Origin of the sequence: Thioalkalivibrio sp. ALE22 (assembly GCF_000381445.1) — a bacterium.
Classification (GTDB): Bacteria; Pseudomonadota; Gammaproteobacteria; order Ectothiorhodospirales; family Ectothiorhodospiraceae; genus Thioalkalivibrio.
On the sequence record NZ_KB906507.1, the window covers coordinates 1 to 20,633 of the forward strand.

General features: G+C 67.1%; 23 protein-coding genes. 18 read left to right on the forward strand and 5 right to left on the reverse strand.

Annotation, left to right across the window (positions count from 1 at the left end):
• Positions 1–326: 326 nt before the first annotated feature.
• Together fabA and F793_RS0109400 are read right to left on the reverse strand one after the other, a co-directional pair.
• Entirely contained in the window at positions 327–839 is a 513-nt protein-coding gene (gene fabA / locus F793_RS0109395; protein ID WP_018866911.1) for a 3-hydroxyacyl-[acyl-carrier-protein] dehydratase FabA, read from the reverse strand.
• Between the two features lie 162 nt (positions 840–1,001).
• On the reverse strand, positions 1,002–1,316 hold the full coding sequence (locus tag F793_RS0109400) for a hypothetical protein (protein ID WP_018866910.1): 315 nt from the start codon (positions 1,314–1,316) through the stop codon (positions 1,002–1,004).
• Positions 1,317–1,519: 203 nt separating this feature from the next.
• Here F793_RS0109400 and F793_RS0109405 point away from each other — a divergent pair, with 203 nt between their 5' ends.
• The 9 genes from F793_RS0109405 (at position 1,520) to mnhG (ending at position 9,570) form a co-directional block, all read left to right on the forward strand.
• Positions 1,520–2,854, forward strand: a complete 1,335-nt coding sequence (locus tag F793_RS0109405) for a hypothetical protein (RefSeq protein WP_018882494.1) — start codon at positions 1,520–1,522, stop codon at positions 2,852–2,854.
• A gap of 142 nt (positions 2,855–2,996) precedes the next feature.
• On the forward strand, positions 2,997–3,665 hold the full coding sequence (locus F793_RS0109410; RefSeq protein ID WP_018875777.1) for a TIGR04211 family SH3 domain-containing protein: 669 nt from the start codon (positions 2,997–2,999) through the stop codon (positions 3,663–3,665).
• 193 nt (positions 3,666–3,858) lie between these two features.
• Positions 3,859–6,159 carry a putative monovalent cation/H+ antiporter subunit A gene (locus F793_RS0109415; protein WP_018882495.1) on the forward strand — a complete coding sequence of 767 codons (2,301 nt, stop codon included), beginning with the start codon at positions 3,859–3,861 and terminating at the stop codon, positions 6,157–6,159.
• Positions 6,156–6,581 (forward strand): Na+/H+ antiporter subunit B, encoded by a 426-nt coding sequence (locus tag F793_RS0109420; protein ID WP_017942333.1) that lies wholly within the window; start codon positions 6,156–6,158, stop codon positions 6,579–6,581. Before F793_RS0109415 ends, F793_RS0109420 begins: the two co-directional genes overlap by 4 nt.
• Complete coding sequence (locus F793_RS0109425) at positions 6,581–6,928, forward strand: Na+/H+ antiporter subunit C (RefSeq protein WP_018866906.1); 348 nt, start codon at positions 6,581–6,583, stop codon at positions 6,926–6,928. The genes F793_RS0109420 and F793_RS0109425 overlap by 1 nt, the downstream gene beginning before the upstream one ends.
• Positions 6,925–8,421, forward strand: a complete 1,497-nt coding sequence (locus F793_RS0109430) for a Na+/H+ antiporter subunit D (RefSeq protein WP_018866905.1) — start codon at positions 6,925–6,927, stop codon at positions 8,419–8,421. The genes F793_RS0109425 and F793_RS0109430 overlap by 4 nt, the downstream gene beginning before the upstream one ends.
• Positions 8,418–8,891: a Na+/H+ antiporter subunit E gene (locus F793_RS0109435; RefSeq protein ID WP_018866904.1), complete on the forward strand. Its 474-nt coding sequence runs from the start codon at positions 8,418–8,420 to the stop codon at positions 8,889–8,891. Before F793_RS0109430 ends, F793_RS0109435 begins: the two co-directional genes overlap by 4 nt.
• A 15-nt stretch (positions 8,892–8,906) precedes the next feature.
• Complete coding sequence (locus F793_RS0109440) at positions 8,907–9,182, forward strand: monovalent cation/H+ antiporter complex subunit F (RefSeq protein WP_026279247.1); 276 nt, start codon at positions 8,907–8,909, stop codon at positions 9,180–9,182.
• On the forward strand, positions 9,175–9,570 hold the full coding sequence (gene mnhG, locus F793_RS0109445) for a monovalent cation/H(+) antiporter subunit G (protein ID WP_018878878.1): 396 nt from the start codon (positions 9,175–9,177) through the stop codon (positions 9,568–9,570). The genes F793_RS0109440 and mnhG overlap by 8 nt, the downstream gene beginning before the upstream one ends.
• Before the next feature lie 415 nt (positions 9,571–9,985).
• Here the strand turns inward: mnhG and F793_RS0109450 are convergent, their stop codons facing one another.
• Positions 9,986–10,435 (reverse strand): hypothetical protein, encoded by a 450-nt coding sequence (locus F793_RS0109450; RefSeq protein WP_017942339.1) that lies wholly within the window; start codon positions 10,433–10,435, stop codon positions 9,986–9,988.
• Positions 10,436–10,652: 217 nt separating this feature from the next.
• On the opposite strand from F793_RS0109450, the gene F793_RS0109455 reads away from it, so the two are divergent.
• Genes F793_RS0109455 through F793_RS0109465 form a run of 3 tightly spaced genes read left to right on the forward strand, consistent with a single transcriptional unit; the run spans position 10,653 to position 13,450 of the window.
• Entirely contained in the window at positions 10,653–11,354 is a 702-nt protein-coding gene (locus F793_RS0109455) for a metalloregulator ArsR/SmtB family transcription factor (protein WP_018866900.1), read from the forward strand.
• Between the two features lie 19 nt (positions 11,355–11,373).
• Positions 11,374–12,108 carry an MBL fold metallo-hydrolase gene (locus F793_RS0109460; protein WP_018882496.1) on the forward strand — a complete coding sequence of 245 codons (735 nt, stop codon included), beginning with the start codon at positions 11,374–11,376 and terminating at the stop codon, positions 12,106–12,108.
• A 22-nt stretch (positions 12,109–12,130) separates the two neighbouring features.
• Positions 12,131–13,450: an MFS transporter gene (locus F793_RS0109465; RefSeq protein ID WP_018882497.1), complete on the forward strand. Its 1,320-nt coding sequence runs from the start codon at positions 12,131–12,133 to the stop codon at positions 13,448–13,450.
• A gap of 30 nt (positions 13,451–13,480) precedes the next feature.
• Here the strand turns inward: F793_RS0109465 and F793_RS0109470 are convergent, their stop codons facing one another.
• Positions 13,481–13,939: a DUF6231 family protein gene (locus tag F793_RS0109470; RefSeq protein ID WP_018866897.1), complete on the reverse strand. Its 459-nt coding sequence runs from the start codon at positions 13,937–13,939 to the stop codon at positions 13,481–13,483.
• A 111-nt stretch (positions 13,940–14,050) separates the two neighbouring features.
• Between F793_RS0109470 and F793_RS0109475 the strand changes: the two genes are divergently transcribed.
• The 5 genes from F793_RS0109475 to F793_RS0109495 all read left to right on the forward strand — a co-directional run bounded on the left by F793_RS0109475 (position 14,051) and on the right by F793_RS0109495 (position 19,546).
• Positions 14,051–14,533, forward strand: a complete 483-nt coding sequence (locus F793_RS0109475) for a Crp/Fnr family transcriptional regulator (protein ID WP_018866896.1) — start codon at positions 14,051–14,053, stop codon at positions 14,531–14,533.
• Positions 14,534–14,557: 24 nt separating this feature from the next.
• The gene (locus F793_RS0109480) at positions 14,558–15,349 is read left to right on the forward strand and encodes a YdcF family protein (RefSeq protein WP_018882498.1); all 792 of its coding nucleotides are present in this window, start codon (positions 14,558–14,560) and stop codon (positions 15,347–15,349) included.
• On the forward strand, positions 15,349–17,424 hold the full coding sequence (locus F793_RS0109485; RefSeq protein ID WP_018882499.1) for a hypothetical protein: 2,076 nt from the start codon (positions 15,349–15,351) through the stop codon (positions 17,422–17,424). The genes F793_RS0109480 and F793_RS0109485 overlap by 1 nt, the downstream gene beginning before the upstream one ends.
• A gap of 89 nt (positions 17,425–17,513) precedes the next feature.
• Positions 17,514–18,143: a YdbL family protein gene (locus F793_RS0109490; protein ID WP_018866893.1), complete on the forward strand. Its 630-nt coding sequence runs from the start codon at positions 17,514–17,516 to the stop codon at positions 18,141–18,143.
• Between the two features lie 38 nt (positions 18,144–18,181).
• Positions 18,182–19,546: a YihY/virulence factor BrkB family protein gene (locus F793_RS0109495; RefSeq protein ID WP_018878558.1), complete on the forward strand. Its 1,365-nt coding sequence runs from the start codon at positions 18,182–18,184 to the stop codon at positions 19,544–19,546.
• Between the two features lie 30 nt (positions 19,547–19,576).
• Here F793_RS0109495 and F793_RS0109500 read toward each other — a convergent pair whose 3' ends face one another.
• Positions 19,577–20,008 (reverse strand): SRPBCC family protein, encoded by a 432-nt coding sequence (locus tag F793_RS0109500; RefSeq protein WP_018866891.1) that lies wholly within the window; start codon positions 20,006–20,008, stop codon positions 19,577–19,579.
• Between the two features lie 148 nt (positions 20,009–20,156).
• Between F793_RS0109500 and F793_RS0109505 the strand changes: the two genes are divergently transcribed.
• Complete coding sequence (locus F793_RS0109505) at positions 20,157–20,615, forward strand: hypothetical protein (protein WP_026280887.1); 459 nt, start codon at positions 20,157–20,159, stop codon at positions 20,613–20,615.
• The last annotated feature ends 18 nt before the right edge of the window (positions 20,616–20,633 follow it).

Sequence of the window (20,633 nt, forward strand, 5' to 3'; positions counted from 1 at the left end):
GAGCGAGGGAAACCCCGGCCCGCGCAGCGGGCCGGGGTCGCGGCAGTCGGGCGTGTTTCTTGGGTACTTCTTTGCACGAGCAAAGAAGTACCTCGGGGCGCGCTGGCGAGTCAGCGCCTGGCAGGTGGCCGGACGAAGGCACCATAAACACCGGATGCCGAACCAGGCCTAGCCAACAATCGGCGGTACGCGGACCGAAGGCTCGTAAACACCGGATGCCACTCCAGGACCAGCCACCACGAGGCAGGCGGCGGGTAGAAGGCAGGGAAACGTGAGAGGGCGAAGAACACCGGCTCCCGCGCTTGTGATGGTGGGAGCCGGTGGGGCTAGAAGTTTTCGGTGGAGGTGAACAGGCCGACGCGGAGGTCGTGGGCCTCGTAGATCGGCCGGCCGTCGACCTTGACGATGCCGTCGCCGATGCCGAGCACCAGCTTGCGCGAGATCACGCGCTTCATGTCGATATGGTAGGTGACCTTCTTGGCCGTCGGAAGGACCTGCCCGGTGAACTTGACCTCGCCCACGCCCAGGGCGCGCCCGCGTCCCGGATTGCCGAGCCATGCGAGGTAGAAGCCGACCAGCTGCCACATGGCGTCGAGGCCGAGGCAGCCGGGCATCACCGGGTCGCCGGGGAAGTGGCAGGCGAAGAACCAGAGGTCGGGATTGATATCCAGCTCGGCGATCATCTCGCCCTTGCCGTACTGGCCGCCGTCGCTGTTGATCTCCAGGACCCGGTCCATCATCAGCATGTTGGGGACCGGCAACTGGGCGTTGCCCGGACCGAACATGTTGCCGTAGCCACAGGCCAGGAGTTCGTCGCGATCGTACTGATTCTTCTGCATGGGAGCGCCGCTCGGGGAAAAGGCCGGTATTGGACCGAAACCGGCGCGCAAAAGCAATTGCGACGGGATTCGGCGGTGCGCCGATGGTCCCGGGGGTGGGGCTGATTAGGTTGTCCTCGGAACGTCCTGGGACAACCTGTCGAGAGCTCTGCGTGCCCCGGATCAGGCGTCGGAGGGATACCGTAGCAGTTCCGCGAGGGTGAAGAAGCGGTCGCCGCGCAGGTAGCCGGCCTGGATGTCGGCGATCAGGGCGCCGGGGCGGCCCTGATCGTCGTGCTCGGCCACCCACGCGGTCGGGACCGTATCCAGGATGTGGGTACAGGCCAGGCGCCCGTCTTCCAGGTGGCTGGCGCGAACCTCGCCGGTGCGGCGGTTGCGGAAGGCCGGGAGCCAGCCGGCGGTGAAGCCGGCGTCGAGCCAGGCGGGGTTCTCGGTGCGGGCCGGTTCGGGTGCCGGCATGAGGTCGAGGCTGAGCATCGCGAGGTCTCCGGGGATTTAATCCGGGTATCGGCGCGGGCGCGGCAAACTTGAGCGTGATTGGCCCGGCGTGGAGACGGGAACCGGAACGATTCGACATAATCAGGCAACCGGTTGGTGGGGCCGGAGTTGCGCCCGAGGTGGCGGGCGCGGACCATGCCTGAAAGAACAACAAGCGAGGGGGAGTCGTGGCCGTCACTGTAATGCTGTGGGTGCTGGGGATCGTGGTCGCAATCGTGGTGCTGGACCTGGCACGGCGGCCCTTGCGCCGCTTGCTGGTGGGGCTGACCGGCGGCGTGACACGCCTGACGTGTGCCCTCCGGCGGCAGGTGCTGCATCTGCGCGACGCGACCCAGCGCTGGCACCACGCCCACCTGGCCCGGCTGGAGGCCGAACGCGTTCATGTGGCGGTCCATGCCCTGGAGCGGCGTTACGCTCGCCTGGTGGGCCACGATCTGGCCGAGATCCCCGATCTGCGCCAGCAGGTTCACGAGACCCTGCGCCAGCTGGAGGATGCCTATGCCCGCGACGAGGGGCGTCTTTCCGCCGAGCCCGGCTGGGTCAGCCGCCTGGAGGCTCTGGCGAGCACGCCGGTGGGCGACAGCCCGCAGGGGCAGCGCCTGGCGCAGGACATGCAGGAAACGGTGTTGCGGATTGCACGGCTCGGCATGGAGGAGCACCGACAGATGGCGCGTGGCCTGCTGTCGGCCCGGCGACGCCTGGAAGCCCCGTTGCACGAATTGACCGGGCGCCTGGAGCAGGTACACCGGCGCCTGGCCGACCTGCAACGCCAGGGCGAGCGCCTGGATAACGGTCTGGCGAACTGCGAGAACCGGGACCATCCGGCGCAGCGGCACCTGCCCGCGTATGCCCAGGCCGGCAGTCAGTGGCTGCTGGGCGCGGCCGGACTGGTACTGACCGCGGTGGCCGTGGTGGTGTACCAGCGGCTGTTCGATCCGGCCCTGGGGACGCAGTTTCCGGCCTCGCTGGAGGCCGGCGGGGTGGCCTTCCCGAATCTGGTGGTGGCGACCCTGCTGGGGGCCGCGGCGGTCTCCGGCTGGCTGCTGGCCGAGGCCCGCGGCGTGTCCCGTCTGCTGCCGCAGGCGATGATGGATGGTAGTGAGGGCGTGCGCCGGGCGCTGGTGGTGGTGGCAGGCGTTGCGCTGGCCGTGCTCGCGCTGATCTCCGCGCTGGGAGGCTTTCATCTGGAGTGGGTGGCGTATCGTCAGGAGTTGATGGATACCCCGCTGGCCGGGGGCGACGCGTTGCCGCCGACCCTGAACCTGTTCGAGCAGTCGGTGGGCGCGGTTCTGGGCCTTCTGGTACCCCTGATCGTTGCGCTGGCGCCGATCTGGCTGGTGGGGGTGCTACAGGCGACCCGGGTTATTCTGGGCGGCCTGCTGACGCTCGTGCTGGCGGTGCTGGCGGGTATCCTGTACCTGCTGGCGGTCGCGGCGGCGCAAGTGCGGCGTCTGCTTCCGGTGGCATTTGATCTGATCACGTTCCCCTCGCGGGCCGTGCGCGAGCGGTTCGTGTAAGTGTCAGGAAGCCGGAATGTGAACTCGATCAACCCCCGGTACGGCTTTGCGTGCGCGGCTTTCTGCCCCCTGTAGAATGCGGCGCCGGATATCCCGGGCGAATCAAGAGATGGCAGCGGAAATGACGATGAAACGGTGGTCGATGCGCGTGATGGCGCTGGTTCTGGGGAGCGTGATGCTGGTGGCCTGGAGCGGGGCGGCCGCGCAGCAGACGCGCTATGTCAGTGAGGAACTCGAGGTCGGCGTGCGCGGCGGCCCCTCGAACCAGAACCGCATTGTCAGTGCGGTGCGCGCCGGCCAGCCGGTCACGGTGATGGAACAGTCCGGTGACGGCTGGAGCCGGGTGCGGCTGCCCAGTGGCAACGAGGCGTGGATCCTGACCCGCTATTTGCAGGACGAGCCGCACTCCCGCGAGCGCCTGGCCGAGGTCGAGGCCGAGCTGGCCGAGATCCGTTCCGGTGCGGATGATCAGGAGGGCCGGATCGCGGAGTTGCTGGACCGGCGCAACGAACTGACGACCGAGCGTGATGAACTTCAGGCCCGGATCGCGGATATGGAGTCGGAACTGGAAGAGCTGCGGGATATCGCGGAGCGGCCGCAGGAGATTCAACGCGAGAACCGCCGGCTGGAGCAGGAACTGATCGAGTCCCGTGATTCGGCCGACGAGTATCGGCGTCAGGTCGAGGTGATGCAGGCCGACAGCCAGCGCAAGTGGTTCATGACCGGGGCCCTGGTCACCGTGGGTTCGGTGATCCTGGGCATTATCCTGACGCGCATCCCCACGCGCCGGCGGCGCAGCGACTGGGTCTGACCGGCAGCGCGTTTCCCGGAACGGTCCGCGCGAGGAACATCACGTTTCTTGCGCGGTCCCACCCAAGTCAGTAGGCTTCCGCGACCGTTCGAGACGGGCAGGTACCGGCCTGTCTCGGTTGCGACGGAACGATTTGTACGCGTGGCCGCGGGCCGCGTCCTTGGCCCGGAACCAAAAGGACTGAGCTGGCCGGATGCTCTACGCAATTCTCTCAACGTTCCTGCTGGCGGCAGCCGCCCCCGCGGTGCACCGCCTGACCGGCCGTGCCAGCGGCTGGGTGCTGGGTCTGTTGCCGGCGGCGTTGTTCGTCTACTTCCTGAGTTTCCTGCCGGCGGTCTCCAGTGGCGAGTCCATCGTGCTGGCCTGGCCGTGGCTGCCAGGGCTGGATATCCAGCTCTCGTTCCTGGTGGACGGGCTGTCGCTGCTGTTCGCGCTGCTGATCTCGGGCATCGGCTTCTTCATCGTCACCTACGCCGGGCGCTACCTCGAGGGGGACCGTGACCTCGGGCGCTTCTACGTGATCATCCTCGCCTTCATGGGCTCCATGCTGGGGCTGGTGCTGGCGGACAACCTGGTCGCGATGTTCGTGTTCTGGGAGCTGACCAGCATCACGTCCTATCTGCTGATCGGTTACAACCACGAGAACGCGGACGCCCGGAAGTACGCCTTGCAGGGCCTGTTCGTCACCGTGGGCGGCGGTCTGGCACTGCTGGCCGGGATCATCATGCTGGCGATGGCCGGCGGTTCCTGGGAGCTGTCCGAGATCCTCAACAACGGCGACGTGGTGCGCGAGCATGCGCTGTACCTGCCGTTGTTGCTGCTGATCCTGATCGGGGCCTTCACCAAATCGGCGCAGGTCCCGTTCCATTTCTGGCTGCCGCGCGCGATGGCTGCGCCGACCCCGGTCTCCGCCTACCTGCACTCCGCGACCATGGTGAAGGCCGGCGTATACCTGCTGGCGCGCCTGAACCCGTCGCTGGGTGGCACCGACATCTGGTTCACCACGCTGGCGTTGTTCGGTGCGGTGACCATGTTCACCGGTGTGTTCCTGGCCTTCCGCTCGACCGGGGTGAAGAAGGTGCTGGCGTACTCCACGGTGATGGCCCTGGGTACGCTGACCATGCTGATCGGGATCGGCACCGAAACCGCATTGATGGCGGCGATGGCCTTCCTGCTGGCGCACTCGCTGTACAAGGGCGCGCTGTTCATGGTCGCCGGTATCCTCGATCACGAGGCCGGTGCCAAGGATTTCCTGCAGACCGGGGGGCTGCGCAGCGCGCTGCCGGTCACGGCCGCGTTCGCGATTCTCGCGGCGCTGTCGTTGGGGGGTGTGATCCCGCTGTTCGGGTTCGTCGCCAAGGAGTTGATGCTGGAGGCCGTGCTCGATGCCCCGAGCCTGGGCGGCATCCTCGCGCTGCTGGCGGTGCTGACCGCGATCCTGGGGGTCGCGGTGGCCGCGATCGTCGGTATTCGCCCGTGGTTCGGGCCCAAGGTGGATACACCGAAGACGCCGCACCATGACGCTCCAGTGGCCATGCTCGCCGGCCCGGCGGTGCTTGCGAGTCTGGGGCTGATCTTCGGTCTCGGCCCGGGACTGGCGGACGAAGGCCTGATCAATGCCGCGGCGGCCAGCGTGCAGGGCGCGCCGGTGGATGGCTACCTGGCGCTGTGGCACGGGATCAACTGGCCGCTGGCGATCTCCGCGTTCAGCCTGGTGGCCGGTGGGGTGCTGTACTGGCGTTGGGAGCAGGCGCGCCGCGCGCTGGCGTGGGTGGATCGCGCGGCCGAATACGGCCCGGAGAAGGGCTACTTCAAGATGATGGACGGCCTGGTGGCACTGTCGGAGTGGCAGACCCGCGTGCTGCAGAACGGCTATCTGCGCTATTACGTGATCGTGATCGTCGCGATGACCGCGGGCCTGGTCGGGGTGACGGCGCAGCTGTTCGACGTCGGCGTGGGCGGCCTCGACTGGGCCGCGCTGAAGATCCACGAGGTCGCGATCCTGGCGATCCTGGTGGCCTCGATGCTGTTCGCGGTGCTGACGCGCTCGCGTCTGGGGGCGGTGGCGGCGCTGGGGTCGCTGGGCTTTACCGTGGCCCTGGTCTACGTGCTTTACAGCGCGGCGGATGTCGGTATTACCCAGGTGCTGGTCGAGACCCTGACCGTGATCCTGCTGGTGCTGGTGCTGTTCCGCCTGCCGGGTTTCTTGAACCTGTCGTCCACCGCGCTGCGGGTGCGCGATGCCGGGATCGCGCTGGTGATGGGCGGCATGATCACGCTGTTGATCCTGAGCACCCTGGATGCGCGCCTGTTCCCGTCGATCTCGCAGTACTTCATTGACGAGTCGGTGCCCTCCGGCTATGGCCGCAATATCGTCAACGTGGTCCTGGTGGACTTCCGTGCGCTGGATACGCTGGGCGAGATCTTCGTGCTGGCGCTGGCGGCGATCGGGGTGTACGCGATGCTGCGTTTCCGCGCGGAGGACCGCCGATGAACATGCATTCCCTGATCCTGCGCACCGCGGGGCATTTCCTGCTGCCGCTGCTGCTGCTGTTCTCCGTGTTCCTGCTGCTGCGCGGTCATGACGAACCGGGAGGCGGCTTCATCGGCGGCCTGGTCGCGGCCGCGGCGATCGTGCTGTATCTGTTCTCGATGGATATCCAGTCGGCGCGCAAGGTGCTGCGCGTGGACCCGCGCGACGTGCTGGGCGTTGGCATGGTGCTGGCCGTGATCAGCGCGATCCCCGGGGTGTTCCGCGGGGAGGCCTTCTTCACCGCCCAGTGGTGGGAGTTCACCGCGCCGCTGTTCGGCGAGATGAAGCTCTCCACCGTGCTGATCTTCGATATCGGGGTGTACCTGGTGGTAATCGGGTCCGTGCTGACCATCATGCTGAACCTCGCGGAGGCGGAAGACTGATGGAAGTCGTCATGGCCTTTGTGGTGGGCGGCCTGTATGCCGCGGCCATCTACATGATGCTGCGCCGCTCGATCGTGAAGCTGGTGATCGGGCTGGTACTGCTGTCGAATGCCGCCAACCTGCTGATCTTCACCGTGGCCGGCATGACCTCCGGTGCGCCGCCGCTGATCGCGCCGGGCGACACGGTGCCCGAGGGCGTATCCGCCGATCCGCTGGCCCAGGCCGTGGTGCTGACCGCGATCGTGATCGGGTTCGGGGTGCTGGCGTTCGCCGTGGTGCTGATCCACCGCGCCTACGAGGTGGTGCAGGCCGATGACATGGATCAGATGAAGGACACCGATCGATGATGATGTCGGTAGCCCTTCCGGTCGTGCTGCCGCTGCTGTTCGGCGCACTGTCCGTAATGTTCTGGCGCTCGCACTTCGCGCAGCGCTCGCTTGGCGTGCTCGGCACCGGCGCAATGCTGGCGGTCTCCGTCTGGCTGCTGGCGGATACCTGGGAGCACGGCCATGTGGTGATGGAGATGGGCTCCTGGCCCGCTCCGTTCGGGATCGTGCTGGTGTCCGACATGCTGGCCGCGATCATGGTGGTGCTGACCGGGATCATCGGCTTTGCCACCGCGCTGTATTCGCTCTCCGGCATCGGCAAGATGTCGGAGAAGTTCGGCTACTACCCGCTGCTGCACCTGCTGCTGGCGGGGGTAAACGGCGCCTTCCTGACCGGCGACATCTTCAACCTCTACGTGTGGTTCGAGGTGATGCTGGTCGCGTCCTTCGCCCTGCTGATCCTGGGCGGGGAACGCGCGCAGATGGAGGGGGCGATCAAGTACGTCACCCTGAACCTGCTGTCGTCGATGATCTTCCTGACCGCGATCGGCCTGACCTATGGTCTGACCGGCACGCTGAACATGGCCGACATCGCGGACAAGCTGGCCACGGTGGAGGACACCGGGCTGATCACCGTGATCGCGATGCTGTACCTGGTCGCCTTCGGGGTGAAGGCGGCGGCGTTCCCGTTCTTCTTCTGGCTGCCGGCCTCCTATCACACGCCCAAGGTCGCGGTATCCGCGCTTTTCGCGGGTCTGCTGACCAAGGTCGGGGTATATGCGCTGTTCCGCGTGTTCACGCTGATCTTCAATCAGGACGTTGACTACACCCACGAGATCCTGCTGTGGGTCGCGGCCGCGACCATGCTGACCGGCGTGCTCGGGGCGGCGGCGCATTACGAGTTCCGGCGCATCCTATCGTTCCACATCATCAGCCAGATCGGCTACATGATCATGGGGCTGGCGCTGTTTACGCCGCTGGCGCTGGTCGGCGGGGTGTTCTACATCATGCACCACATCATCGTGAAGGCGAATCTGTTCCTGATCAGCGGGATCACCTTCGTGATGAAGGGCACCCACGAGCTGAAGCAGATGGGCGGGATCTACCGCACGAATCCGATGCTGGGTGTGCTGTTCCTGATCCCGGCGTTGTCGCTGGCAGGGCTGCCGCCGCTGTCCGGGTTCTTCGCGAAGTTCATCATCATCCGCGCGGGCATCGAGGCCGAGGCCTACTGGGTGGTGGCGGTCGCGCTGGTGGTGGGGCTGCTGACGCTCTACTCGATGATCAAGATCTGGGCCGAGGTATTCTGGAAGGCGCAGCCGGAAGGCGTGGAGACCGATGACGTGACCTCCGGTCCGATGATCTGGATGTGGCTCCCGGTGATCATGCTGGCGCTGATGACCGTGGCCATTGGCCTGTACGGCGAGCCGATCTACCAGATGGCCCTGATGTCGGCCGAACAGCTGCTGGATCCGTCGCAGTACATCGAGGCGGTACTGGGGGCACAGCCATGATCGCGCTGACCTGGAATATCGCGCTGGCCCTGATCTGGGTCTTCCTGACCGGCACGTTCAGCACCGGCAACCTGCTCGTGGGGTTCTTCCTCGGCTATGTGCTGCTGGCCTTCGCGCTGCGCGACAAGCCGGGTTTCTCGAGCTACGCGCGGCGGGTGCCCAAGTTCATCGCGTTCATTGGCTACTTCCTCTGGGAGCTGTTCCTGTCCAATCTGAAGGTGGCGTATGACGTGATGACGCCGACCCACCACATGGTGCCGGGCGTGATCGCCTTCCCCCTGGATGCCAGGACCGATGGCGAGATCACCATCGTCGCCAACCTGATCTCGCTGACCCCGGGAACACTGAGCCTCGACGTGTCCACCGACAAGAAGGTGCTGTACATCCACGTGATGTACATCGAGGATCGGGACGAGGTGATCCGCTCCATCAAGTACCTGGAACACCGCGCGCTGGAGGTCCTGCGCTAGGCGCAGGGGATGCAGATGTTCGATATCGCCATCATCGCTTCCAATGTGCTGCTGAGTATCGCCCTGCTGCTGGGGTTCTGGCGGCTGTATCTGGGGCCGACCCTGCCCGATCGCGTGGTCGCGCTGGAACTGATCGCATCGCTGACGATCGGCTTTATCGCGGTGTATGTAATCTCCAGCGGCCGCACCCCGTTCATCGACGTGGCTATGGTGCTGGCGCTGACCGCGTTCCTCGCGGCGGTCGGCTTTGCCCGTTACCTGGAGAAAGGGGGGCATCGCGACGATGACTGAGTTCTTCACGGGGCTGTTTCTGGTGGTGGGTGCGGCGTTCATGGTCGTGGCGGCGCTGGGCCTGGTGCGCATGCCCGACCTGCCGATGCGCCTGCACGCGACCACCAAGGCGGGCGTGCTGGGGGCTGGCCTGATGATGGTCGGGGTCGCGGTGTACTTCGGTGACGGCGGCGTGACCACGCGCGCGGTGGCGGTGATCGGCTTCCTGCTGCTGACCGCGCCGGTGGCCGCCCATGCGATCGGGCGCGCGGGTTATTTCGTCGGTGTCCCGCTGTGGGAAAACAGCAAGACCGACGAGCTGAAGGGACGCTACGACGAGAAGACTCACACCCTGTCTTCGCCGCCGGAGATGCACGAGCCCGAGGATCGGGACGACGCATCGCGCTGAGACCGATGCTTTTCGGCATACCCAGCGAGCCCCGTGGCCATGCCGCGGGGTTCGTTCGTTTGGGGCCGGCGCGGCCGGGGCGAGAGGACACCCGTCTGCGTTCGGAGGCCATGCGGTCACCCGGCCGGGGTGAAGCGCAGAGCCGGGATCTCCGGCGTCAGCAAGAGCCCGGATGCTTGAGATGACCCCCGGTTCAGCACACCCCGAAAATCGCAGGAGCCTGCTCGCAGGCGAAGCCCCTGCCAAAGTCAGACGTGGTCAGGGGAATTCGCCTGCAAGCAGGCTCCTGCAGGGGGCTATGGAGGCGCGACCAGGGCGGCCGACAAAAAAGCCGGGGCGTTAGGCCCCGGCAATGGGTACAGTCGTTGGAGAGACGACAGTTCCTTGGTCCGGGATCGCTCCCGGCATGCGGCCGTCAGGCCGCGTGGGTTTCCTTGGCCTCGCGGGCGGCCTTGGCCTGTTCCGGGTCGTAGGCCGCGCCGGACCAGAGCATCTCGTAGGCGATCTCCTCGTTCCCGTTCTCGCACAGTTCCAGGACCTGCTGGAACAGGGGCTGGAAGGTCTCGCTCTGATGCGACGCCTCGTGTTCCTCGAAGCTGTTCCAGAAGGTAATGATCAGCGCTTCCTTGTCCTTCATCGGGCTCTCGACCGCCTGGCCGATCGTCGAGCCCTCGTTCGAGACCGCGCCGGAGTTCAGGGCGACAAAGCCGCCGACAAAGCCGGTATCCGAGTGGTAGGTCTTCACGTTCTCGCAGAGGACCGCGACACGCTCCTGCAGGTCGTCGATGGTGTACTCCGGCTTCAGGATCACGCGGTTGATGGTGACCACGCCGTCGGCCGGGAAGTTGTTGATCAGCTGGCTCATGACGTCCTCCTTTTGCAGGGGAAGGGTGCCCGTGGGCACGGGATAGTCATTCAGTTAGTAAGCAACTTCTAATTGAAGTTCCCGAGTACCGTACTCAGGAATTACTGCGTTCGCCAGAATGCCCCAAAAACCGGAGGGTCCGGTCCCGCGCGGGTGCGCAAGCAGGGCTTGCGTTGGCGGCGCGCGTTGGTTAGCTTATATTCCAACGAATATTGGAATGTGTGCGGTGTCCGGACGCGAACTCAAAGACCTCCTGTACGAACAGGTGGCCCGCATTGCCCGCGCGGCCGCCAGTCCCAAGCGGTTGGAGCTGATCGAGATCCTCGTGCAGGGGGAGAAGAGCGTCGAACAACTGGCGTCGGACGCGGAGATCAGCGTGAAGCTGGCCAGTGCCCACCTGAAGGAGCTGCGCCTTGCGCGGCTGGTGGAGGCCCGGCGCGAAGGCCGGTACATGTTCTACCGCCTGGTCGATCGGCATGTCGCCGATTTCTGGGTGATGCTGCGAACACTGGCCGAAGAACGGCTGCTGGAGCTGCAGGCCGCCACTCGAGAGATCGCCGAGGGTGCGGGCGATCTGGCCCCCATGGCGGGCGAACAGCTACTCGAGCGGGCGCGGCGCGGCGAGGTGATCGTGCTCGACGTACGTCCGGGCATGGAGTACGCCAGCGCCCATCTTCCCTATGCCCGATCCATCCCCGTCAGCGAATTGCGCGACCGGCTGGGCGAATTGCCGACTGACCGCCCCGTGGTGGCGTACTGCCGAGGACCGTACTGCCTGATGGCGAGCGAGGCCGTCCAGATCCTGGGTCGGCACGGCATCCGGGCCAGCCGGCTCGAGGACGGCATCGCGGAGTGGCGCTACCACGGTCTGCCCGTGAGCGCCGATGAGGACAACCGACAAAAAGAACGCGACCGGTGAACGGTCCAGGAGGAGTGTCATGTTTTTTCATCAATTGCCCACCCGGGAGTCGTCGCTGTCCTACCTGTTCGGCTGTGGATCGCTGGGCAAGGCCATCGCGGTGGATGTCGTGGACGGGGACCAGGAATGGTTCCTGGAGCGGGCCGCCGAGGCGGGTGTTGCCATCACGCATGTGATCGACACGCATGTGCATGCCGATCACTATTCCGGTGGCCGTGACCTGGCCCGACGTGCCGGGGCGGAGTATTGCCTGCATGCGTCGGATCGTTCGGTGGTGGAGTTCGACTTCCATGCGCTGGAGGATGGCGATCGGCTCGGGGTCGGCAACGTCGAGGTCGAGGTGATCCATACCCCCGGTCACACGGAGGACAGCCTGTGTCTTCTGGTGACCGACAAACGCCGCGGGGACCAGCCCTGGTTCGTTCTTACGGGCGATACGCTGTTCATCGGCAGTGTTGGGCGCCCCGATCTGGCCGGGCGGGAGCGCGAGATGGCGGGGCGGCTGTTCGACAGCCTTCACGAGCGCCTCCTGGGCCTTCCGGACGAACTGGAGATCTATCCCGGTCACTATGCCGGCAGTGCCTGCGGCGCGGGGCTGTCCGGGAAGCCGTCGTCGACGCTCGGGTTCGAAAAGCGCTTCAACCCGGGGCTTGCGATCGGTGAGCGGGAGACGTTCGTCGATTTTCTGACCCAGAACATCCCCCCGCGCCCGGTGGGAATGGATGCCTACGTCGCGGCGAATATCGCCTCCTGATCCGATAGCAGAGGGACTCTTCATGACGGACCATCACAAGGCCGCGGAGGCCTACGCCCATCTGACGCACGGGATTCGGGAGAACCTCGGGCAGTTCGGGCAGCAACTGATCCAGGTCTTCTTCGTTGGCCTGACCATCGGGATGATGCGCACGGTCGTGCCGGCGCTGGCGGAGAGCGAGTTCGGTGTGGCCGAGGGCTCGTTCATGCTGCTGACCGCGTTCGTGGTCGCCTTCGGGGTCGTGAAGGGGGCGCTCAACTTCGTTGCCGGGCGCCTGTCCGAGCGGCTGGGGCGCAAGACGGTCCTGATGCTGGGCTGGGTGGCGGCCATCCCGATCCCGTTCATGATCCTTTACGCACCGTCCTGGAGCTGGATCGTCGCGGCGACCGTCCTGCTGGGCGTGAACCAGGGGCTGGCGTGGTCGATGACGCAGACCGCCAAGATGGATATCACCCGCGCCGACGAGCGCGGTTTCACCATGGGCATGAACGAGTTCTCCGGGTATGTCGGGGTTGCCGTGGCGGGGATCGTGACCGGCTATATGGCGGCCGGGTTCGGGCCACGCTGGGGCCTGCTGATCTTCGGTCTGGTGGTGATCGCCCTGGCGATCGTGATGACCGCCGTGTTCGTGCGCGAGACCCTCGACTGGGCAAAGGCCGAGGGTGCCCGGCATGCGGCCGGTCAGTCCACCGGCCCGGTGCCGCGTTACCCGACGAATATCCCCGACACGCCGACGACCTGGCAGGTGTTCACCCTGATGTCCTGGCGCGACCGGCGCATGGCGGCGTTCAGTCAGGCCGGGCTGGTGGAGAAGTTCGTGGATGCGCTGGTCTGGGTGTTCTACCCGGTGTTCCTGTATCAGCAGGGGCTCAGTCTGGCGGCGATCGGCTGGGTCGTCGGGATCTACGGCTTCGTCTGGGGCGGTTCGCAGTTCCTCACCGGGCGCCTGTCGGATCACGTGGGGCGACGCCAGCCGATCATCTGGGGGATGTGGATCTGTGGCGGCGGGGTCGCCCTGACCCTGCTCGGCGAGGGCGTACTGTGGTGGTCCTTCGCGGCGGCGGTGACCGGGTTCGGCATGGCGCTGCTGTACCCGAACCTCAGTGCGGCGGTGGCGGACATTGCGCACCCGAACTGGCGCGGCTCGGCCATCGGTACCTACCGCTTCTGGCGCGATCTCGGCTACGGCGTTGGGGCCCTGGGCCTGGGCATCGTGGCCCACCTGGGCGGCTCGGTGATCTGGGGCTTCTGGTTCGTGGTGATCGCGATGTTTGCATCCGGTGCGCTGGTCTGGTGGTGGGGTGACGAGACGCATCCGCGCCTGAACCCCCGCGACGAGTAGTCCCCGCGTCGCGATTCGCCCGGCACAGCGTTACCAGCGGGCCTTGTCCCACATCTCGGGGTTCGCCCAGAACCGGGCGTTCAGCCAGTCGGGAGTGAGCTTGTAGTCGTACAGGCTGGTGCGATAGACCGCGTGATCCGGCGCGGCGGTCTCGGCTTCGGGGTCGCGCCGGAATCCGAGCGCCAGGAAGTCGTTCAGGTCCCAGCGTTGGTCGTCCAGCCGATGCAGAATCAGCACCTCGTCGGCCCAGCGGTCGCGCAGGCCGCCCAGCAGTTGTTGTCCGGTGGTCACATCCAGCGCGCTGAGGGTGTCCGGGAGCAGGACCAGCGGCACTCGTGGCTCGGGCGGATGCTCGAGAAACGCTGCCACCGTTTCCTGCTCCACATCCGGTGGACTGTCCGTGGTCTCCGGGGCGGCGACCAGCAGGAGGGTGCGCCCCTCGCGCAGGCGTCGCGGCAGGTTACGGCGCAGGACGTCGATGTCGATCAAGGGCTACCTCCCCGGCGTTCCGTGGCGTGTCGGCCCCGTCCCGGGGCCGTGTTCGTTATACTCTAAAGCACTCTCACGTCTACCGCGGACCCGTCAGAAGGAACCCTCTCCATGTCCAAGGAACTGCTGACCGAATTCCTCTCCAAGCACCCGATCTCGGCGTCCCTGACGCCGGCCGAGGTCGAAGTCCTGCTCGAGTACCTGGAAGTGGTGGAGACCCATCACAAGCAGGTGATCGCGGACATCGGCGAGGTCGGGGAGTCGCTGTTCTTCGTGGTCAGCGGGACCGCTGCGCTGTACCACGACGACGGCAGCCAGGAGATCGAGGTCGGCCGCATGCAGACCGGCGAACTGGCCGGGTCCATGTCGTTCTTCGACCGCGTGCCGCGCGGCGTGCGCATGCGTGCCCTGAGCGACAATACCCGCCTGTTGCGCCTGTCGCGCTCCATGTACGACCGCCTGCGTGTCGAGCAGCCGTACATCGCGGTGAACCTGCTCGAGTTCGCCATCATCAGCCTGGATCACCTGATCCGCCGGGTCTCCGAGGACGTGGCCACCTACGCCCACTATCTCTACTCCCCGGGCAAGAAGTAACCCCGGTCGCGGGCGGAGACTCTCGTGCTCGCCACCCTGCAGACGATCGCCGAGCACCTGCTGCTGCCGCCCGGGCTGGGCATCACGCTGACCCTTGTGGGCGTGGCCTTGTGGCGCGCCGACTGGCGGGGCGGGCGGGCGCTGCTCGCCCTGGGCCTGCTGGCGCTGGTGCTGCCAAGCCTGAACATCGTGGCCCAGCCGCTGGCCCACAGCATCGAGCGTGATCTGCGCGACGGCGTGATCGCGGTGGGTCGGGCCGATGCCATCGTGGTGCTGGGGGGTGGCCGCTGGCCCGGGCGCGCCGAGGACGGCGGGCGTGACGCCTTGAACCCGCAGACCCACGAGCGCCTGCGCCATGCGGCGCGGCTGCACCGCGATACCGGCTTGCCGATCCTGGTCTCCGGCGGGCGTCCGGGTGCCTTGCCGGGGCGGCGCTCCGAGGCCGAGCTTATGGCGGCGAGCCTGCAGGGCGATCTGGGGGTGCCGGTGCGCTGGCTGGAGAACACCTCGCGCAACACCTGCGAGAACGCCACCCACACCCGCCAGCGACTCCAGAACAGTGATGTGCAGCGGGTACTGGTGGTGACCCAGGCGCTACATCTGCCGCGGGCGCTGGCCTGCTTCGAGCGCGCGGGACTGGCCGCCGACCCGGCCCCGGCCGGTTTCCGCGGCCCGACCGGTGACCCGATCCGGGTCGAGGACTTCCTGCCGCGACTGGACGCCCTGGAGACCTCCCGCTTCGCCCTGCGCGAGTGGCTGGCGCGTCTGACGCGCCCGCTGCGCGATCGCCTGCCGGAGCGGGGCGACCCGGCCTGATGCACGCGCGGCGCGGTGCACCGGGCGCAGTGGCCGCGGCGGCCGGGTTGGTGTTTTTCCTGCTGGCGGGGTCGGTGACGGCCGCCGAATCCCCATCGGCTGCCGGCGGTGTCCAGCTCGACCTGCAGATCGAATCCCTGCTGCGCGAGGATCTCGATGCCCGCGGCCTGAGTACGCGGGTGCAATGGACGCGCGAAGGCCTGTCGCTGGAAATCCGCGCGGAACGCGTCGAGCTTCCCGCCCCGATCGGGACCCTGCGACGACTGCGGATGGAATGTGGCGACCTGCGGCTCGGCCGTACCGAGGTCCGCTGCGAGGCCGCCCGGCTCTGGGGGGATGCCGGGGATCTGGACCTGCGCGGCGCGCGGGTGCGCCTGGTCTGGGGCCGCGAGAGCGGTCAGCTGACCCTGGCGGGCGCCTGGCCGGGCTGGTTCGGGGCCAGCGGGGATGTTCGTGTGCACCGCGACCCGGCGCGCGGCTGGGATGTGCGGGCCGATCTCGACGGCATTGATCTGGCGGCGCTGGCCGCCTCCCCGCGCCTGCCGATGGAGCTGCCCGTGCACCTCGGGCAGGGCCGGGCGGATGTTGCGCTGCGCTGGCGTGAACGCGGCCGTTCGGAAGGCACCCTGCGGGTCCATGACCTCGCCTTCAGCGATGACCTCGGGCTGCAGGCGGGCGAGGAGCTGGATGCGCGACTGTGGGTCGCGGGGGACGCGAACGGCTGGGATGTGGAGGCGGCCGTGACGGCAGGCGTGGTGTTCGTGGATCCCTGGTTCGTGGATCTCGACGCCGAGGGGCCGGTCGTGCTGGAGGCCCGTGGCCTGGTGGCGGACGCCGACAACGGCTCGGCGCGCACGGATTTGCTCTCGCTGGACTATGGGGCGGCGGCGGCCCTGCAGGGGCAGGACCTGGCGTTCGCGCCCGGGCGCGGGCTGGAGGGCCGGGTCCAGGCGGAGATCGCGGCGCTGGGGGTGATCTACGACACCCTGCTGTCGCCCTGGCTGGTGGGGACCCCGCTGGGCGAGCTGGATGTCGCGGGTCACCTGGCGGGCGAGATCGAACTGCAGGATTCCATGCCGCGTTACATGCGTGCGGAGTGGTCCGGGGTGGAGGCGCAGGATCGCCGGGGACGCTTCGGTCTCAGTGGGGCGCGGGGTGGTCTCGACTGGTCGGGCACGGTGCCGGGCGGTCCGGGGCGCATCGAAGTGGATGCCGCCCATCTCTACGGGCTCCCGTTCGATGCCTTCAGCGCGCAGGTGCGGGCGCGGCCACAGGGACTGGAGTTACTGGAGGCGACCGAGATCCCGATCCTCGATGGTGGGCTGCGGGTCGGGGCCTTCAGTCTGCAGCAGACGGAGACCGGGCCGGATGTGCAGTTTCAGGGCGGCATCCGGGCCATCAGCCTGGAGCCGTTGACCGAGGTGCTGGGATGGCCCCGGTTCTCCGGGCAGGTGGCGGGAATGATCCCGCGCGTCCGCCTGGAGGATGGCGACCTGAACGTGGACGGGCGGTTGCTGGTGCAGGTGTTTGACGGCGAGGTGGTGTTGCGCGATGTCTACATCCACGATCTGTTCGGCTACGCCCCGGAGCTGGGGCTGTCGACGCAGATTCAGCGCCTGGATCTGGAACTGGTCACCCGTGCCTTCGATTTCGGGCGTATCCAGGGCCGTCTGTCGGGCCACGTGAACGACCTGGTGATGGTGGACTGGTCGCCGGTGCATATGGATCTGGAGCTGATGACGCCGATGGACGCGCCGGGGCGGCGGCGCATCAGCCAGCGCGCGGTGGAAAACATCACCGAGCTGGGCGGCGGGATCCAGGCGGCGGCGTCGTCGATCTTTCTGCGCTTCTTCGAGAACTTCAGCTATCGCCGCCTGGGTTTCCGTTGCGAGCTGCGCGGGGACGTATGCACAGCCTCTGGCGTCGCCGATCGCCCCGATGACGGGTTCGTACTGGTCCAGGGTGGCGGGCTGCCGCAGATCCAGGTGATCGGGTACAACCGGCGGGTCGACTGGCCGGAGCTGATCAACCGCCTGGCCACGATCCAGGCGGGCGAGGGCCCGGTGGTGCAGTAACCACGCATTCAGCGTTTGGTTGCCATTCAGGATGATGGTGTAGATTGGGCACATGCGGGACGGACCCGCTCGAACAAGGGATGACAGGCATGAAGGCTTTGTGGAGTGTTCCGGGACTGGCGCTGGTGTTTGCCCTGCTGGCCGGCTGCGTGACCATCAATATCTACTTCCCCACCGCCGCGGCGGAGGAGGCGGCGCGCGCCATCGTGCGCGACGCGCTGCAGGTGCCGGACAGCGAGGCCGCGCCGCAGTCCGAGTCCGGCGCGCAGCTTCCGGCCCAGCCGCGTCATGCCGGCGCCGCGACGGGCAGCACGCCGGTGCTGGCCTGGGTGCTGGAGCGTCTGGTCAGCCCGGCCGCGGCGCAGAGCCCGGACCTGCAGATCGAGACCCCGGCGATCAATCGCATCCGGGCCTCGATGCGTGAGCGGGCGCCGCAGCTGGCGCCGCATTTCCGCAGCGGGGCGATCGGGTTCGGCAACAACGGCGACGTGGTGATCCGTGACCTCTCCGAGGTGCCGCTGCGGGACCGCAGCACCGTACAGCGCCAGGTCAGCGAGGAGAACTCCGACCGCGATTCGCTCTACCGCGAGATCGCGCGCGCCAATGACCGCCCGGACTGGGAACGCCAGATCCGCGAGACCTTTGCCCGCGTCTGGGTGGAAGAGGCCCCGGCGGGCTACTGGTACCAGGACCGTAACGGCCAGTGGCGGCAGAAGTAGGGCCTGGTGACGGGGCCACATACCCACGGGAGTGATGCGTGGCGGGCGTAGCCTGGGCCGAACGCCTGGATGCCCGCCGGCGCCAGCTGGTCGAGCTGGTCCAGGACACGGACCTGTCGGCGCTGCCCTGGTGGAAGGCGGTCCCGCTGGGTGTCGTGCGGGGCCTGTTCGGCCTGGCCCGCGAGGTCTCCGAGGGCCAGCTGACGCTGCGGGCGATGAGCCTGGTCTACACCACCCTGCTGTCGATGGTGCCGCTGCTGGCGCTGTCGTTCTCGGTGCTCAAGGCCTTTGGTGCCCACAACGCGGTGGAGCCGTTCCTGCTGGGCGTGCTTGAACCGCTGGGCGAGCAGGGGGTGGAGATCGCCCACAACGTGCTCGACTTTGTCGACAACATGCGCGTGGGCGTGCTCGGCTTCGTCGGCCTGCTGTTCCTGGTGTATACCGTCATCGCGCTGGTGCAGAAGATCGAGCTGGCCTTCAACACCATCTGGCGGGTGGAGAACAGCCGCAGCCTGGCCCAGCGCTTTTCCAACTACCTGTCGGTGATCCTGATTGGTCCGGTGCTGGTGGTCTCGGCGCTGGGGCTGACCGCCACGGTGATGTCATCGGCCGCGATGCAGGCGATTGCCGGGGTCGAACCCTTCGGCATGCTGATTACCGAGATCTCGCGGCTGGTGCCGTACATCCTGATCATCTCCGCGTTCGCGTTCATCTACGTGTTCGTGCCGAACACCCGGGTCAAGATCCTCCCGGCGCTGATCGGCGCGGTGGTGGCCGGTTTCCTGTGGCAGAGCGTGGGCTGGGTATTCGCCAACATGGTGGCGGGTTCAACGCGCTATGCGGCGATCTATTCCAGCTTCGCCATCATGATCATGCTGCTGATCTGGATCTACCTCGCCTGGCTGATCCTGCTGATCGGGGCCAATGTCGCCTTCTTCGTCCAGCACCCGGAGTACATGAACGTGCGCGGCATCCGCCTGCGCCTGTCCGGGGCGGCACGCGAACGCATGGGGCTGCACCTGATGCAGCAGGTCGGCCAGCGCTTTCACGACGGGCGCCCGGCACCCACCCTGGACGAGGTGGCCGCGACCCTGGCGGTGCCGGGCAATGCCCTGGGTGATGCGGCGCGCCGGTTGGAAGAGGCCGGTCTGCTGTTGAAGGCGGGAAGCGAGGGCCAGCATCTGGTACCGGCCCGCGACCTGGACGCGATCCGCGTGGACGAAATCCTGGAGGCGCTGCGCGAGGACAGTGATGACCACGCCATTCGTCGTCTGCGCGGCAGCCTGAGTGTGGAGACGACGCTGAAAGAGGTGGATCAGGCGCGCGAGGAGCGCCTGAACGGGCGCACCCTGCGCGACCTGCTGGCGCGCCCCGATGCCAGTGCCGCGGCGGAGACCGCCTGACACCCGGCAACGCTGGGTTCAGGTTTGGGGTCAGGAACGGGCCGCCTCGGCGTCCAGCCGCTGCTGGGCCCGTGCCATCAGCTGGCCCGACACCCGGTCGACCAGCGACTGGGCCGCGCGCCGCACGGCCGCGTCGAGCAGCGGGTTCAGCTTGTACTCCAGTTCGAACTCCACGCGCGTGCGGTCCTCGCCCTCGGGGCTCAGGCGGTAGCTGCCCCGGTTCTGCACCCCGCGGATGGAGCGCCAGGCAAAGTGCTCCGGCGCGATCGCGGTGCAGACCTCGACATCGAAATCCATGCGCATCCCGGCGGCCCGAATGGTCCAGCGATAGCAGTCGTCACCCAGGCACTCGATATGCTCGACGTGGTCGCACAGGTCGACAAAGTTGGGCACGTGACTCAGCAACTCGAAGACCCGTTCCGGCTCGGCGCGCAGGGAAGTGGCGTGGGAGATGGTTCGCATGGCGCAGTCTTCTTGGCTAAAGGCTTTCCGATTAAGAGCCTGGCCCCGGTCGGGGGTTCCCTGCAAGCCATGCGGGAACTACACGAGCGTGTACATTGATCAGCGTTTCCCTAGGATAAGGGTCTTTTCCGGATAAACGGATCTCCGTATGAATCCAGCGTCCCAAGGGCCCGTGCCCGACTTCCTGCAACGTTTCGAGGCCGGTTCCACCGGCATCCTGTACTGGGAGCAGCTGGAGCGGCTGTGGACGCTGCTGCGCGACCGCGCCGATGGCGGCTGGTACGTCTACGCGGTAGGGGATACCGTGCCCGTGGAACCGGTCTCCGCAGAGGATTTCCGGCGTTTCATCGACGAGGTCGACACCCTGCTGCGCCAGGATCACGACGAGGACTACTGCGGGATCGTCTACGTCGATGACCGCGAGGTGCCGGAATTCGTGAAGATCTTCGACCCCAACAACCTCGGCTCCAGCTGCGGCTCCTCGGGGCTGCGGGTGCTGCCGGGCTGGGTGCTGTCGCGCGTGCCGCCGGTGGACCTGCAGGCGGCGATGCCGCCGACCGGCAGCCGCCGGCGCTGGTGGCAGCGCCTGTTCGGCGGGGCAAAATGAGTACCGCCGGTACACAGG